The following is a 15070-nucleotide window of genomic DNA, read 5'->3' as shown; positions in this document are numbered from 1 at the left end:
TCGCACGGTCCGCGCCGGCGGCGCTCAATACACATCCCGCAGGTAGCGCCGGTCGCGGCCCAGCGCCGCCACCCATTCGGCGGCACGCTCGGCGCTCATGCCGCCGTGGGTGGCCACCACCTGTTTCAGCGCCGCATCGACGTCGCGCGCCATGCGTGCCGCATCGCCGCAGACGTAGAAATGGGCGCCCTCCTGCAGCCATGCCCATAGCTGGGCACCGTGTTCGATCATGCGCTGCTGGACGTAGACCTTTTCCGCCTGGTCGCGCGAGAAGGCGGTGTCGAGCCGATGCAGGCTGCCGCCGCGCAGCATGCCTTCCAGTTCGTCGCGGTAGTAGAAATCGGTGGCTGCATGCCGCTCGCCGAACAACAGCCAGTTGCGCCCGCCGGCGCCGGTGGCGCGGCGCTCCTGCAGGAAGGCGCGGAAGGGCGCGATGCCGGTGCCGGGGCCGACCATGATCATCGGCGCGGCGGGATCCTGAGGCGGGCGGAAATGGGCCGAGCGCTGCACGAAGACCGGCACCTCGGCGTGCTGCGCACGGTCGGCGAGGAAGGTCGAGCACACGCCGCCGCGCGGCCGGCCCTCGCAGGCGTAGCGCACGGTCGAGACCGTCAGATGCACCTCGTCGGGGCAGGCCTTGGAGCTGGACGAAATCGAATAAAGCCGCGGCTGCAGCCGCTTCAGCAGCGACAGCCATTCGCCGGCCCCGACCTCGATCGGGAACTGCAGCAGCAGATCGACGATCTGCCGGCCCCACAGCCACGCCTTCAGCGCCTCCCGGCGATCGTCGCCGAGCAGGCGGGCGAGCTCCGCGCTGGCCGAGCGCTCGCAGACGAAGCGCAGCAGATCCGGCGTGATGCGCGTGATGTCGAAGTGGCGCACCAGCGCGTCGGCCAGCGCCATCTCACCACGGCCATCGACGCTCACCAGGGCCGACGCGGGCAGATTCAGAACAGCCAGCAGTTCCGCCACCAATTCCGGACAGTTGCCCGGCCACACACCCAGCGCGTCGCCGGCCTCATAGCGCAGGCCGGTGCCGGACAGATCGAACACGAACTGCCGCACCTCCTTGCCCGCACCGGCGCCGCTGAGCAGGCGGTCGAGCTTCAGGCGGACGGGCTGCGGTGAGGCCCGGCCGGGCCGCGACAGGCCGGGCGCGGCACGATCCGACGCGGTGCGACCCGTCTGCGGAGCCGGTGCGGCTGCCGGCTGGGGCACAGCCGGCAACGGCGCCGACTCGCCGGCATCCGCCGCTCCGGCGAATGCAGCAGCAGGTTCGGCTACCGGCAAGGCAGCCGGCTCAGCCACCTCGGCCCAGGCCTCGACGACAGCTTCCAGCCAGGCCCTTGCCTTGTCTTCGTCGTCCGGCTCGCAGTCGACGCGCGGCAGCAGCCGGCGCCCGCCGAGCGCCTCCAGGCGGGCATCGAGCTTGCGGCCGAAGCCGCAGAACTGGTCGTAGCTGGAGTCGCCGAATGCGAGCACGGCGAAGGCGGTGCCATCGAGCCGGGGTACGGCATCGGCCTGCAGCTTCTCCCACAAGCTGCTGCCGTTGTCGGGCGGATCGCCGTCGCCGAAGGTGCTGGCCAGCAGCAGCACACGCGGCGCTGCAGCCAGCCGGTCCGGACCGACGGCATCCATGCCGAGCACGGTGACGGCGTGGCCTGCCTGCTCCAGGCGCCCGGCGCAACGCGCCGCCCAGGCCTCGGCATTGCCGGTCTGCGATGCCCACAGGATCAGCGCCGGTTGAGGTGCAGCAATATCGCCGGCACCGTCGCCCGCGGCCACCGGCGCCGGCAAAGCCTCGCCGATCCGGCTGCGGGCGAAGAGCCCGGCCAGCATGCCGTCGAGAAACAGGCGCTTCGATGCTTCCAGTGGAGCGCTGGGCGGCAGTACCGGCACGCCGCCGCCGCTGCGCGCGGCCTCGGTACGCAGCGCCGCGAGATAGCCTTGCAGATACAAGCGCTCATGGGCCTCCAGGGTGGGCGGAGGAGCGCCGTCGAGGCCGAGCAGCCCGGCCAGGGCGTCGATGTGCTGCATGTCCAGTTCCTCGATGGCTTGCCCGGGCGCAGCCGCGCCCGCAAGCATGGTTGCAGGTGCTGCCTGCGGCATGGCCCGGGTCTCGCGCCGGCGGCCGGCAGCGCCGGCCTTCGGTTCTGCCGCTGCTTCCCTCGTCACGCGCAGCAGCGAAACGGCACAGAACTTGAGCTCGGGCTGCAGCGACACCTCATCCACCGCATCGCTGGTCAGCGCGTTGATCGCCAGCCTGTCGCCGAACACGTCGTTCCAATGGAAAGGAGCGAAGCAATTGCCCACACGCACCCGCTCGGAGATGCTGGCCGGCAGCACGGCGCAGCCGCGGCGCGAACGCACTTCCACCCGGTCTCCGGCCGCGATGCCGAGCCGCTTCGCGTCCTCGGGATGAAGCTCGACGAAGGGGCCGGGGTTGAGCTTGTTGAGCGTGGCGATCCTGCCGGTCTTGGTCAGCGTGTGCCACTGGTGCTGCAGGCGGCCGGTGTTGAGGACGAAGGGAAAATCCTCGTCCGGCAGCTCGGCAGGCGGCAGCCAGGGCCGGGCGAAGAAGACGGCCCTGCCGCTGTCGGTGGCGAAAGCCAGCCGCGGCGGCCGCCCGTCCGGTGCCAACCTCAGCGCCTGGCTCACGCCGTCATTGAGGTAGCGCAGCGGATGGCGGTCCTGCTCGTCGCCCGGCGGGCAAGGCCATTGCAGCGGGCCCTGGCGCAAGCGTTCGTGGCTGGCGCCGCGGATGTCGTAGCCCGTCTTGGGGTTCCAGAAGCCTTTGATCTCCTCGAACACTTCGGCCGCCGAGACGTAGCCGAAGCCGTCGCCGTAGCCCATCGCACAGGCCACGCGGGCGATGATCTGCCAGTCCGGCAGCGCCTCGCCGGGCGGCGCCACGGCCTGCTGCGCCAGCGTCATGTTGCGTTCGGAGTTGATCATCACGCCATCGGCTTCGGCCCACAGCGCACCCGGCAGCAGGATGTCGGCGTAGCGGTTGGTCTCGGTGTCGAGGAAGGCGTCCTGGGTGATCACCAGTTCGGCCGCCTGCAGGCCGGCGATCACCTTGCCGCGGTCGGGCACGGTCGCCACCGGGTTGGTGCAGATGATCCAGCAGGCCTTGATCCGGCCGGCAGCCATGTCCTCGAACATCGCCACCGTGCCGCCGCCCGCTTCCGCGCGCAGCGTGCCGGCCGGCAAACCCCACGTCTGCTCGACGAAAGCGCGGTCGGGCGCCGACAGCGCCGAGCGCTGGCCCGGCAGGCCCGGCCCCATGTAGCCCATCTCGCGTCCGCCCATCGCATTGGGCTGGCCGGTCAGCGAGAACGGCCCGCTCCCCGGGCGGCAGATCGCGCCGGTGGCCAGGTGCAGGTTGCAGAGGGCATTGGTGTGCCAGGTGCCGCGCGTGCTCTGGTTCAGGCCCATGGTCCAGCAGCTCATCCACTCCGGCGCCTGGCCGATCCAGTCGGCGGCCTTGCGGATGTCGTCCTCGGCAAGCCCGGTGATGCGGGCGACGGTCGCCGGCGGATAGTCGGTGAGAAAGCCGGGCATCGCCTCCCAGCCCTCGGTGAATTCGGTAATGAAGGCTTCGTCGACACGGCCATTGGCGACGAGCAGGTGCAGCAGGCCGTTCAACAGGGCCAGGTCGGTGCCCGGCCGGATCTGCAGGAACAGGTCGGCCTTCTCCGCCGTGGCGCTGCGCCGCGGATCGACGACGATCAGCCGCGCGCCGGCCTTGACCCTGTCCATCATGCGCAGGAACAGGATCGGATGGCAGTCGGCCATGTTGGCGCCGATGACGAAGAACAGCTCGGCGCGGTCGAAATCCTGATAGGAGCCGGGCGGGCCGTCCGAACCCAGCGAGAGCTTGTAGCCGCTGCCGGCGCCGGCCATGCACAGGCGCGAATTCGACTCGATGTTGCGGGTGCCGATCCAGCCCTTGGCGAGTTTGTTGGCGAGATACTGCGCTTCCAGCGACATCTGGCCGGAGACGTAGAGGGCGATGGCGTCCGGGCCGTCGCGCTCCAGGATGCGGCGCAGACGTCCGGCGGTTTCGGCGATGGCATGGTCGATCGCGGCCGGCACCGGATCCTGTTCACGCCGGCTGCGCAGGTAGGCGTGGGTCAGCCGGCCCGGGTCGTCGATCACCTGGGCACAGGTGCTGCCCTTGGTACACAGGCGGCCGAAATTGCTCGGGTGCGACTTGTCGCCGCTGACCTTCACCACCCGGCCGTCCGCCACCTCCATGCGCAGGCCGCAGCCCACGCCGCAGTAGGGGCAGACGGACTTCACCACGCTGGCTGCCGGCGTCATGGTTGCGTGCTCAGGCTTCGACCCGCAGCGTGCTGCCGCGCCGTTCGACGGCGCAGGCAGCGAGCGAGGTGTCCTGGTTCTCGATGCAGCCGCCATCGCGCACCATGATGCACACCGCCTTGGCACATTCCAGCCCGGACGGGCCGTTGCCGATCGCCGCGAATCCTTGCTGATGCATGAGCTTCTCCTTCGGGCTGCGGCCACTTGGCGCTGCGGCCTGCCGCGTCGCGGCAGCCGTACGAGCCGTGGCCGCCTCCGGCGCCTAGGCGGCGCGCTTCAACTGCTTGTGGTAGAGGAATTCCATGATCGCCGCCCGGCATTCGCCGAACTGGGCGTCATGCGCCAGCGCCAGCCGGTCGCGCGGCCGCTCGATGCCGACCTCGAGGATCTCGCCGATGGTCGCCGCCGGGCCGTTGGTCAGCATCACCACGCGATCCGACAGCAGCACCGCCTCATCGACGTCGTGGGTCACCATCACCATCGTGGCCTTGGTGGCGGCGAGGATCTTCATCAGTTCGTCCTGCAGGTTGGCCCGGGTCAGCGCGTCGAGGGCGCCGAAAGGCTCGTCCATCAGCAGGATGCGCGGCTGCATCGACAGCGCGCGGGCGATGCCGACGCGCTGCTTCATGCCGCCCGAGATCTCGTGCGGGAACTTGGTCTCGGCATGGGCCAGGCCGACCAGCTCGAGCGCCTCGTGAGTGCGCTGCTTCAGGCTGGCCTTGCCCTCCTTCGCCGCGAACACCCGCTCGACGGCGAGATAGACGTTGTCGAAGCAGGTCAGCCAGGGCAGCAGCGAGTGGTTCTGGAACACCACCGCACGCTCCGGCCCCGGGCCGGCGATCTCGCGCCCACCGCACAGCATCACCCCGCTGCTCGGCCGGGTCAGGCCGGCGATCAGGTTCAGCAGCGTCGACTTGCCGCAGCCGGAATGGCCGATCAGCGCGATGCTCTCGCCTTCGTGGATGTCGAGATCGATGTCGCGCAAGGCGACGAACCTGCCTTTCTTGGTGTCGAAGCTCTGGCCGACATTCTCGATCTGAACGATTTTCTTCGTCATGATGGGTCTCCTCAACGGTTCTCGTAACTGAAACGGCGGGCGACCAGCATCAGCATCTGCTCGAGGATCAGGCCGACGATGCCGATGACGAAGATCGCGATAATGATGTGCTCCACCTTCAGGTTGTTCCATTCGTCCCACACCCAGAAGCCGATGCCGACGCCGCCGGTGAGCATCTCGGCGGCGACGATGACCAGCCAGGCAGTGCCGATCGACAGGCGGATGCCGGTGAGCATGTAGGGCAGCACCGCCGGGAACAGGATCCTGGTGAAGACTTTCCATTCCGACAGGTTCAGCACGCGGGCGACGTTGAGATAGTCCTGCGGCACGCGGGTGACGCCCTGGGCGGTGTTGAGGATCATCGGCCAGATCGAGCAGATGAAGATGGTCCAGGTCGCCGCCGGATCGGCACGCTGGAACACCAGCAGGCCGATCGGCAGCCAGGCCAGCGGCGACACCGGCCGCAGCAGGCTGATGATCGGGTTCAGCATCTGCGACAGCAGCGCGAAGCGGCCGAGCAGGAAGCCCGCCGGAATGCCGACCAGCGCGGCGATGCCGAAGCCGATGCCGACACGTTCGAGCGAGGCGAGCACGTTCCAGCCGATGCCCTGGTCGTTCGGCCCGTCGACGTAGAAGGGGTCGGAGAACAGCGCCACCGCCGCATCCCAGGTCTGGCCCGGGCCGGGAATGCCGCCACCGCCGAAGGTGGCGAGATGCCAGATGCCGATCAGCAGCGCCAGCCCGGCCAGCGGCGGCAGCACGATGCCAAGCAAGGCTCTGGCCCACTCTCCGATCCGGCCGGCCAGCGGTTCGGCCGGCAGGCTGAGGCTTTTTTCCGCCTTTTCCTTCACGCCGTCTGCCACCTTGCTTGCGCTCGCCGTCGCCGGCAGCTCATTCCCTGTCTCGTCGATCGACACCGCCGTCCTGCCGGCATCGGCTTCGGTGGCGTCGGTTCCGGCCATGTTTCCCGGCCGCGCCGCGATCATTGCTGCAGTCATGATTCCGTCCTCCGGTTCAGGCCTTGAGCTTGAAGCTGCCGGCATACTTCGCCGGCTCCGTGCCGTCCCACACCACGCCGTCGATCAGCGTGCTGCTGCGCATCTCGCCCGCGGGCAGGGCGACGCCGGCCGCCGTCGCCGCCTGGCGGTAGATGTCGAGGCGATTGATCGCGCGGGCGGCCGCCAGGTAATCGACGTCGCTGCCGAGCAGGCCCCAGCGCCGGTGCTGGGTCAGGAACCACATGCCGTCGGAGAGCCAGGGGAAAGTCGCGGCGCCGTCGCGGAAGAACTTCATCGCGTTGGCGTCTTGCCACTTGCGGCCGAGGCCGTTGTCGTATTGGCCGAGAATCCGGCCTTCGATGACGTCGACGTCGGTATTGACGTAGGAGCGCGCGGCGATGACCTTGGCCGTCTCCTTGCGGTTGGCCTCCGAGGCGTCGATCCAGCGCGAAGCGTCGAGCACCGCGGCGGTCAGCGCCCGCGCCGCGTTGGGATGCTTGTCCACCCAGGCGGCGCTCGTGCCGAGCACCTTCTCCGGGTGGTCGGCCCAGATGTCCTGGGTGGTGACGGCGGTGAAACCGATGCCGTCGATGACCGCGCGCTGGTTCCAGGGCTCGCCGACGCAGTAACCGTGCATGTTGCCGACGCGGGCGTTGGCCACCATCTGCGGCGGCGGCACGACGATGCTCTTGACGTCCTTGAACGGATGGATGTCGTGCGCCGCCAGCCAGTAGTACAGCCACATCGCATGGGTGCCGGTCGGGAAGGTCTGGGCGAAGGTGTAGGTGCCGGGCGCACTCGCCGCCACCACCTGCTTCAGCGATGCGCCATCGACCACGCCTTTTTCCTTCAGCTGGGATGCGAGCGTGATGGCCTGGCCATTGTTGTTCAGCGTCATCAGCACCGCCATGTCCCGCTTCGGCCCGCCGACGCCCATATGCACGCCATAAACGAGGCCGTACAGCACGTGCGCGGCATCCAGCTCGCCCGACAGCAGCTTGTCGCGCACCGAGGCCCAGTTCGCTTCCTTGCTCGGCACGATCCTGATGCCGTACTTCTCGTCGAACTTCTTCACCGCCGCCATCACCACCGAGGCACAGTCGGTCAGCGGGATGAAGCCGACCTTGATCTCCTTCTTTTCCGGCGCATCGGAGCCGGCGGCCCAGGCGCCGCCGGGAAACAGGCCCGGCAGCAGCGCGGCCGTGCCGGCCGCGGCCCCCGCCTTGATGAAGCCGCGGCGCGACAGCACCGTGGTTCCGGTCTTGAGCGTCTTCATGATGTGCTCCTTGAAAAGCATGGCAAAAACGAAAAGGCGCCCATCCCTCACTTCGCGCAGCGCGAAGAGGAATGGACGCCGTTGTCCTGTGTTCGAGTCGGAAGATCGAATGCCGGGCCGCCGTTGGCCCAGCCTTGCCTCACCTTATGCAGCAAGCGTGCCAGCTCGCGGGATCGATTCGTTTCCCTTGCATTTCATCGGTTTGCCTGCTGGCTGCATGACGAAGCGGCGAGGCCGGATGCACTGCTGCAGTGCAGCATCGACGGCTGCCTGCACATCCCTGGTGCGCCGTCCCCCCTAGTGCCTGCCCAGCACCGGGGCCAGCGCCAGCGTCGCCGCGGCGACCTCGGCCAGGCGCCGCCCCTGGCTCATCGCGGTCTGGCGCAGCAGGCGGTAGGCCTCGTCCTCGGAAAGGCCGCGGCAGGACATCAACAGGCCTTTCGCGCGCTCGATCAGCTTGCGCTCGTCCAGCGCCGCGCGCGCCGCGTCGAGTTCGTCGCTCATCGCCTGCAGGCGCTGCGACTGGGCATGGAGCAGATCGACGATCGAACGCCGCAGTTGCGGACCGAAGGGCTCATCGCCCTGGGCAGGCTCTGCCGGCGCCCCCTCCCCGGCCATCTCGGTACCGATCAGCATGTCGAACGGCGCCCGGATCTCCGGTGCCGCGGACAAGGCCTCCAGCAAGGCCGCCTGGTCCTGCGCCTCGGTCCGCGCCGAGGCGATCCGCTGCGCGCAGGATTCACCCAGCCCGCGGGCGAGCGCCACCTCGGCTTCGTGCATCTGGTCGAGGCGCTGCGAGCAGCAGTCGAACCAGGCCTCGGCCAGCGCGGGATCGAGCGCCGAACCCAGCGTCGACGCCAGCAGTATCCGGCGCAGGCGCTCGAGCTCGGCCAGCGGCATGACGGACTGCAGCGCCCGCCACTGGCGCAGCACCGCGTCGCCGCAGAAACCTTCGAAGCGCCGGAAGCACTGCGCCTGTGCATCGATCAGGTGCAGGATGGACTGCACGCGCTCGGGCGCCGGATGGCCCGCGGCGAACAGCGCCGCGCCCAGCGCGCGCTCCTGGCCGGCGAACTCCTTGCCCTGCATCAGGTTGAACAGCGCGACCAGCAGCCGCGAAACCCCGGGATCGACCGCCACGTCGGCAGCCTCGAACACCAGCGCGAGCAAGGCCGCGATGATCTCGCTGTAGCGCGCGGTCGACACATCGGGCCGGCAGCGCCGGGCGGCAATGTCGCCGCGCAGCCCGGGCAAGGCATCCAGCGCATGCAGCGCAAGCGCGATGCGCGTCAGCAGGCGCGAGCCGCCATGCACCGCGCCGCCCGACTTCCCGCCGCCCAATTCCGGGCGCTTGAGCCAGCTCCGGACTTCGGCTTCCGCGGCCCGGCTGGCAAGCAGTTGCGCTTCGCGCTGGGGGCCGAAGCGGACGCCTTCCGAGCCGAGAAAGACGTTGGAAGCGCCGCGTTCCCGCTGGAGCTGGTGGACGAGTTCACTGACCGCCTGCACCAGTTCGCAGCTGAGCGCGAGCCGTTCGAGATCGTCGATTTCGCAGCGGCGTGCTGCGAGCAGAAATGCGAGCGCCGTTTTCATCCTCTCTCCGGAACCCTCGTTGCCATGGCCTCGGCCGGAACGGCCGTGGCCATGGCAACAAGCAATTGCCGTGCAAGCCTGTGTGCGCCGCACCGAGCGGCGGCTGCGCGAAGGCCGAAAAAGCGGAATGGTGGCCCGGTTATGCCGGCATGACGCGCGAGACGGCGTCGGCGAAACGCTCGCCCGCTTCGTCCGCCTCGCCCTGCCAGCGATCGAAATGCAGCAGCTCGGTCAGCGGCATGCGCTTGAGCCAGCCGGCCGACTCCAGCTCCGGGCGCTGATGGAAATGGCTGACATGGCCGATGCAGAGATAGGCGATCGGCACGATTCCGTCCGGGATGCCGAGCGTCTCGCGCAGCGCCTGCGGGTGCAGGATGCTGACCCAGCCCACCCCCAGCCCTTCGGCACGCGCCGCCAGCCACAGGTTCTGCACCGCGCAGACCGCGCTGTAGATATCCATCTCCGGCATGTGGGTGCGGCCGAGCACCACCGGACCGTTGCGGCTGCGGTCGCAGGTGACGCACAGGTTGAGCGGTGCTTCAAGGATGCCTTCCAGCTTCAGCTTGCGATACGTGCCCCGCTTGCCGGTCTCGAACATCTGCTCGGCTTCGGCATGGGCGGCGAGGAAATCGCGATGGATCTGCTCGCGCACCTGACGCGAACGCACGATGACGAAGTCCCAGGGCTGCATGAAGCCGACCGAAGGCGCGTGATGGGCGGCGGTCAGCACGCGCGCCAGCACCTCGTCGGCAATGGGATCGGGCAGGAATTGCCCGCGCACGTCGCGCCGGGTATGGATCGCGCGGTAGACGGCGGCGCGCTCGGCGGCGCTGAAGGATGGATCGGTCTGGATGGTTTGCGCATGGCTGCTCACGGAGTCGTCCCCTTGTCGTGAAGCAGTGGACAGCGCGCCGACCAGACGGCTGTTGAACGCTTCCGGGGCCGGTCTTCCGGCTGAGGATCATCCCGTCCGGGCGCCTTCCCGGCCTTTGCAGGCCAGTGGCTGGGCAAACCTTGCCCGGACGGTCCCCTTCACGGCGCTGGGCACGCAGCGGATTTGCACCGCTTTCCCGATTCTCCCGCGCAGGCGCGGGCACCCCGAAGCTCGAAAGACGTGAAGCGTATTGAATCGCGCTGCGGCTGGCAAGCTGCGGCCGGCAAGGTACGCCGCCACCGCTCGGCGAGCCGGATGTGGAAGGTGGCGAAACCCATCGACGGCGGCACACGCCGGGGGTGATGAGTTTCGCCCTCGGCTCCGCGCAGCCCGTTCCACCTTCCCGCAGCGCAGACTCCCGCGGCCGCCACCGCTCATCCGCGCTGGCGGCGCGCCTCGAACAGGCAGATGCCGCTCGCCACCGACACGTTCAGGCTCTCGACGCTGCCGAGCATCGGAATCCGCGCCAGCTCGTCGCAAGTCTCGCGCGTCAGCCGGCGCAGGCCGTCGCCTTCGGCGCCCAGCACCCAGGCCACCGGCGCTTTCTGGTCGATGTCGTACAGCGACTTCTCCGCCTCGCCGGCGGCACCGACCACCCATACGCCGGCCTCCTGCATCTCGCGCAGCGCGCGCGCCAGGTTGGTGACGGTAATGTAGGGCACGGTGTCGGCCGCACCGCTGGCGACCTTGACCGCGGTGGCGTTGAGCCCGACGGCGCGGTCCTTGGGCGCGACCACCGCATGCGCACCGGCCGCGTCGGCGACGCGCAGGCAGGCACCGAGGTTGTGCGGATCCTGCACGCCGTCCAGCACCAGGATCAGCGCGTTCTCTTCCAGGCTGTCGAGCACGTCGGCGAGCTTGATGTCGCGCCGCGTCGCATCGACCTTCGCCACCACGCCCTGGTGCCGGCGGGTGCCGACCATGGCATCGAGCTTGTCGCCTTCGCAATACAGCATGCGGACGCCGGCGGCCTCGGCCTGGGCGACGAACTTCTTCACCCGTGCGTCCTTGCGGTCGGCCGACAGATGGACTTCCAGCACCGAGTCCGGCGCATGCCGCAGCTTGGCCGACACGGCATGGAAACCGTAGATCAGCCGGCTGGCGGCGCTGGCGTTCGTGTTTGCGGTCGTCTTAGGCACGGCGTTTTTCCTTCGCGGAGGTCTTGCCGCCAGAACGCGCGGCCGGTTTCGAGGCGCGCGATTCTACCGGCTCGGCAGCGGCCGCGGGCACGGCCCTGGCCGCTTTGGCAGCCTTCGCCGGCTTGGCCGGTTTCGCTTTCCCGGCCTTTTCCGCTTTGTCCTTCTTGCCGGCCTTCTTCGCCTTCTTCTCTGCCTTGTCGGCCGATTTGGCCTTGCCGGCCTTGGCCTTCGCCTTCACGGCCTTGGCTTTCTTGCCCTTGTCCGCAGCGTCCTTGTCCTTCTTGCCGGCCTTCTCCTTCTTCTTCTCCGCCTTGCCATCCTTGCCGGCGGCAGTCTTGCGCGCCTTGGCGGCCGATGCCTCTTCGGCAGCCAGCTCGATCGACGCAACCTCCTGGTCGACCGCCTTCTGCCGGATGTCGTCGAGCACGCTGGCCCCGGCGCGGGCGGCCTTGGCCGGTGCCGGGCGAGCCTCCGCCTCGGCTGCAGGAGACGCCGCTGCTTTCGGGGTAGCGGAGGCGCTGGCGCGCAAACGCCGCCTCGGTGCAGCAACAGGCTTCGGCACGGACGCAGCAGCAACTTCGGCCACAGCAGAAGTTTCGGCTGCCTGCGATGCCTCGGCAACGGCCGGTGCGGCAGCGGCCGGCGCAGCTTCGGCTGCCGCAGCGCCGGCTGCCGAAGCTTCGGCCACGGGCTTCGCCTTGCGCGTGCGGGTGCGTCTCACCTTCTCCGCAGGTGCCGCGACTTCGTCCGCTGCAGCGTCGGCTGCCGCAGCATCGGCTGCCGCCGGCTCGGCAACCGGAGCCGCCACGACGGCCTCGGCAGGTGCAACGACGGCAGCAGGCTGGGGTTTCTCGACGGGCAGCGGACCTTCGATCAGACGGAAATCGATCTTGTTGGTCGCCATGTCGACGCGCACCAGCTGCACCTTGACCCGGTCGGACAGGCGGAACTGCTTGCCACTGCGCTCGCCGAGCATTGCGTGGCGGGTCTCGTCGTAATGGAAGTAGTCGCTGCCGAGGTCCGAGACATGCAGCAGGCCTTCGATGAAGATGTCGTCGAGGGCGACGAACAGGCCGAACGGCACGACCGCCGACACGCTGCCGGAGAAGGTCTCGCCGACGCGATCCTGCATGAAGTAGCACTTCAGGAAGGCGACGACGTCGCGCGTGGCCTCGTCGGCACGGCGCTCGGTCGCCGAGCAGTGCAGGCCGATCTGCTCCCAGTCGCCAGGCTTGTACTGCCCGCCCGCCAGCACCGCCTTGATCGCGCGATGGACCAGCAGATCGGGATAGCGCCGGATCGGCGAAGTGAAGTGGGTGTAGCTCTCGTAGGCCAGGCCGAAGTGGCCGACGTTGTCGGGGCTGTACATCGCCTGCTTCAGCGAGCGCAGCATCACGGTCTGCAGCAGTTGGGCGTCCGGGCGGTCCTTGATCTGCGCGAGCAGCGCCGCGTAATCGCCGGCGCGCGGCTCGTCGCCACCGCCGATGCCCAGGCCGAATTCCTTCAGGAACTCGCGCAGCTTGGCCAGCTTCTCCTCGGACGGCGAGTCATGCACGCGGTACAGCGTCGGATGTTCGTGCTTGGCAAGGAAATCCGAGGCGCAGACGTTGGCCGCCAGCATGCATTCCTCGATCAGGCGGTGGGCGTCGTTGCGCACCTCGGGCACGATCTGCGCGATCTTGCCGTTATCGTCGAAGATCATGCGCGTCTCGGTGGTCTCGAAGTCGATCGCACCACGCTTGGCACGTGCCTTCAGCAGCACGCGGAAGAGCTGGTCGAGGTTCTCGAGATGCGGCAGCAGCTTGCCAAACGCCTTGCGTTCCGCCGCATCCTGCTCGTACAGCGCCGCCGCCACCCGGGTGTAGGTCAGGCGCGCATGCGACCAGATCACCGCCGGATAGAAGCGATAGGTCTTGATCTCGCCGGTGGCGGTGATGTTCATGTCGGCCACCATCGCCAGGCGCTCGACTTCCGGGTTCAGCGAGCACAGCCCGTTGGACAGCTTTTCCGGCAGCATCGGGATCACCCGCCGCGGGAAATACACCGAGTTGCCGCGATCGTAGGCGTCCTTGTCCAGCCCGTTGCCGGCCTCGACGTAGTGCGACACGTCGGCGATCGCCACGATCAGGCGATAGCCCTTGCCCTGGCGTTCGCAATACACCGCGTCGTCGAAGTCCTTGGCGGTCTCGCCGTCAATCGTCACCAGCGGCAGTTTGGTCAGGTCCTCGCGGCCCGCCCAGTCCTTCTTGCGCACGGCGGCCGGCAGCTTGCGCGTCTCCGCCTTGGCTTCGGCGGAGAACTCGAACGGCAGGTCGTGCTTGCGCAGCGCGATCTCGATCTCCATGCCGGGGTCGGCGTAATTGCCCAGCACTTCGACGATGCGGCCGATCGGCTGGGCAAACTTGGTCGGCTGCTCGACCAGCTCGACGGTGACGATCTGGCCCGGCTCCGGCTTCTTGCGCCCACCGGGTGCGATCAGGATGTCCTGCGCCAGACGGCGGTTCTCGGGCACCACGATCATCACGCCATGCTCGTTGATGATGCGGCCGACGACGCGGCTGTTGGCGCGCTCCAGCACTTCGACCAGCCGGCCTTCGGGGCGGCCGCGGCGGTCCTGGCCGGCGATGCGCGCCAGGATGCGGTCGCCGTGCAGCAGTTCGCGCATTTCCTTCGGGCCCAGGAAGACATCCGGCCCGCCGTCGTCGCGGCGCAGGAAGCCGAAGCCGTCGGGGTGGCCTTCGACGCGGCCCTTGATCAGCTCGGCCTTGTCGGGCAGCAGATAGGCATCACGGCGATTGCGCACGACCTGGCCTTCGCGCTCCATCGCACGCAGGCGGCGGTCGAAGTGCTCGCGCTCGAAGGCCTGGATGTCGAGCGCAGTCGCCAGTTCGTCGAAAGGCATCGGCACGCCGCGCTCGGCCAGCACCTGCAGCACGTATTCGCGGCTGGGCAGCGGTTGTTCGTATTTCTGCGCTTCGCGCTCATGGAAAGGATCCGCCAGGCGGATGGCGCTCTGCCGGGCAGCGTTCTGCCGGGCTGCGCCCTTGCGCGCGGCACGGCTGCGGCCGGCCGTCGGTGCGGCAGCACGGCCGCCTGCTTGCGGCCTGCCGGCCGCAGCCCCCTGGGCCGTGGTGTTGCGGGAACGCGAACCTGCCGGGGTATTGGCACGTGTTTGAGTGTTTCTTGTGGTGGTGTTTTTTGTTCTGCGAGTCATTGACAGTTTTCTTCGAGTGCTTATAATGCGCGTCTTCTTGCCCAGATGGCGGAATTGGTAGACGCACTAGTTTCAGGTACTAGCGCCGCGAGGCGTGGAGGTTCGAGTCCTCTTCTGGGCACCAGTTTCACAGGAAAGCCGCTCTTCGGAGCGGCTTTTTTGTTTTCGTGCCGCTTGCCTTGCTGCTCTCCTCCCGCCCGGGTAGCCCTGGGCAATCCGGCAACAGCTTGCGGGAAAAAAGAAAAAATAGGGGAAAACTTTGCAAATGCCGGAGCCTTTGCTATTATGCGCCTCCCTGCCCAGATGGCGGAATTGGTAGACGCACTAGTTTCAGGTACTAGCGCTGCGAGGCGTGGAGGTTCGAGTCCTCTTCTGGGCACCAGTTGCAGGGAAAAGCCGGCTTTGAGCCGGCTTTTTTCGTTTACATCGCCAGTCGTGCCTGCCCAAAAGAAAACGGCGCCGCCCGCGCCACGGCCACACAAGGTGACCGGAGATACGGACAGCGCCGTCTTTCCGGCTTGCAGGCGAAAACGGCC

The 15070-nt window shown here is 68.4% G+C and carries 9 protein-coding genes, 2 tRNA genes and 1 riboswitch; of the genes, 2 read left to right on the top strand and 9 right to left on the bottom strand.

Features of this window, described 5'->3' with window-relative positions:
* Positions 1-24: 24 nt before the first annotated feature.
* The 9 genes from NX068_RS15200 to rnr form a co-directional block, all read right to left on the bottom strand.
* Entirely contained in the window at positions 25-4326 is a 4302-nt protein-coding gene (locus NX068_RS15200; protein ID WP_263462099.1) for a bifunctional nitrate reductase/sulfite reductase flavoprotein subunit alpha, read from the bottom strand.
* Between the two features lie 10 nt (positions 4327-4336).
* Positions 4337-4504 carry a hypothetical protein gene (locus NX068_RS15195; RefSeq protein WP_263462098.1) on the bottom strand — a complete coding sequence of 56 codons (168 nt, stop codon included), beginning with the start codon at positions 4502-4504 and terminating at the stop codon, positions 4337-4339.
* Between the two features lie 84 nt (positions 4505-4588).
* Entirely contained in the window at positions 4589-5383 is a 795-nt protein-coding gene (locus NX068_RS15190; protein ID WP_263462097.1) for an ABC transporter ATP-binding protein, read from the bottom strand.
* 11 nt (positions 5384-5394) lie between these two features.
* On the bottom strand, positions 5395-6381 hold the full coding sequence (gene ntrB / locus NX068_RS15185; RefSeq protein WP_263462096.1) for a nitrate ABC transporter permease: 987 nt from the start codon (positions 6379-6381) through the stop codon (positions 5395-5397).
* Positions 6382-6397: 16 nt separating this feature from the next.
* Complete coding sequence (locus tag NX068_RS15180) at positions 6398-7657, bottom strand: CmpA/NrtA family ABC transporter substrate-binding protein (protein ID WP_263462095.1); 1260 nt, start codon at positions 7655-7657, stop codon at positions 6398-6400.
* 297 nt (positions 7658-7954) lie between these two features.
* Entirely contained in the window at positions 7955-9247 is a 1293-nt protein-coding gene (locus tag NX068_RS15175; RefSeq protein WP_263462094.1) for a nitrate regulatory protein, read from the bottom strand.
* Positions 9248-9386: 139 nt separating this feature from the next.
* On the bottom strand, positions 9387-10121 hold the full coding sequence (gene bluB, locus NX068_RS15170) for a 5,6-dimethylbenzimidazole synthase (RefSeq protein WP_263462093.1): 735 nt from the start codon (positions 10119-10121) through the stop codon (positions 9387-9389).
* Between the two features lie 51 nt (positions 10122-10172).
* Positions 10173-10360, bottom strand: a riboswitch (cobalamin riboswitch).
* A gap of 195 nt (positions 10361-10555) precedes the next feature.
* Complete coding sequence (rlmB, locus tag NX068_RS15165) at positions 10556-11320, bottom strand: 23S rRNA (guanosine(2251)-2'-O)-methyltransferase RlmB (protein WP_263462092.1); 765 nt, start codon at positions 11318-11320, stop codon at positions 10556-10558.
* Positions 11313-14534, bottom strand: coding sequence for a ribonuclease R (gene rnr, locus NX068_RS15160; RefSeq protein ID WP_263462091.1), 3222 nt, complete (start codon positions 14532-14534; stop codon positions 11313-11315). The genes rlmB and rnr overlap by 8 nt, the downstream gene beginning before the upstream one ends.
* Positions 14535-14573: 39 nt before the next feature.
* On the opposite strand from rnr, the gene NX068_RS15155 reads away from it, so the two are divergent.
* Both NX068_RS15155 and NX068_RS15150 read left to right on the top strand, forming a co-directional pair.
* Positions 14574-14658: transfer RNA gene (locus NX068_RS15155), tRNA-Leu, on the top strand.
* A 173-nt stretch (positions 14659-14831) separates the two neighbouring features.
* Positions 14832-14916 (top strand) — tRNA-Leu (locus tag NX068_RS15150).
* Positions 14917-15070 lie beyond the last annotated feature (154 nt).

This window comes from Thauera carbonicopians (assembly GCF_025699485.1).
Classification (GTDB): domain Bacteria; phylum Pseudomonadota; class Gammaproteobacteria; order Burkholderiales; family Rhodocyclaceae; genus Thauera.
The sequence above is the reverse complement of the archived record's forward strand: the minus strand, read 5'-3'. Positions and strand labels throughout refer to the sequence as shown.

Bases quoted from the DNA above. Each gene is read 5' to 3' on its own strand.
- NX068_RS15175 (WP_263462094.1), bottom strand. From the start codon at position 9,247: ATGAAAACGGCGCTCGCATTTCTGCTCGCAGCACGCCGCTGCGAAATC.
- NX068_RS15195 (WP_263462098.1), bottom strand. From the start codon at position 4,504: ATGCATCAGCAAGGATTCGCGGCGATCGGCAACGGCCCGTCCGGGCTG.
- NX068_RS15200 (WP_263462099.1), bottom strand. From the start codon at position 4,326: ATGACGCCGGCAGCCAGCGTGGTGAAGTCCGTCTGCCCCTACTGCGGC.
- NX068_RS15180 (WP_263462095.1), bottom strand. From the start codon at position 7,657: ATGAAGACGCTCAAGACCGGAACCACGGTGCTGTCGCGCCGCGGCTTC.
- ntrB (WP_263462096.1), bottom strand. From the start codon at position 6,381: ATGACTGCAGCAATGATCGCGGCGCGGCCGGGAAACATGGCCGGAACC.
- rnr (WP_263462091.1), bottom strand. From the start codon at position 14,534: ATGACTCGCAGAACAAAAAACACCACCACAAGAAACACTCAAACACGT.
- NX068_RS15190 (WP_263462097.1), bottom strand. From the start codon at position 5,383: ATGACGAAGAAAATCGTTCAGATCGAGAATGTCGGCCAGAGCTTCGAC.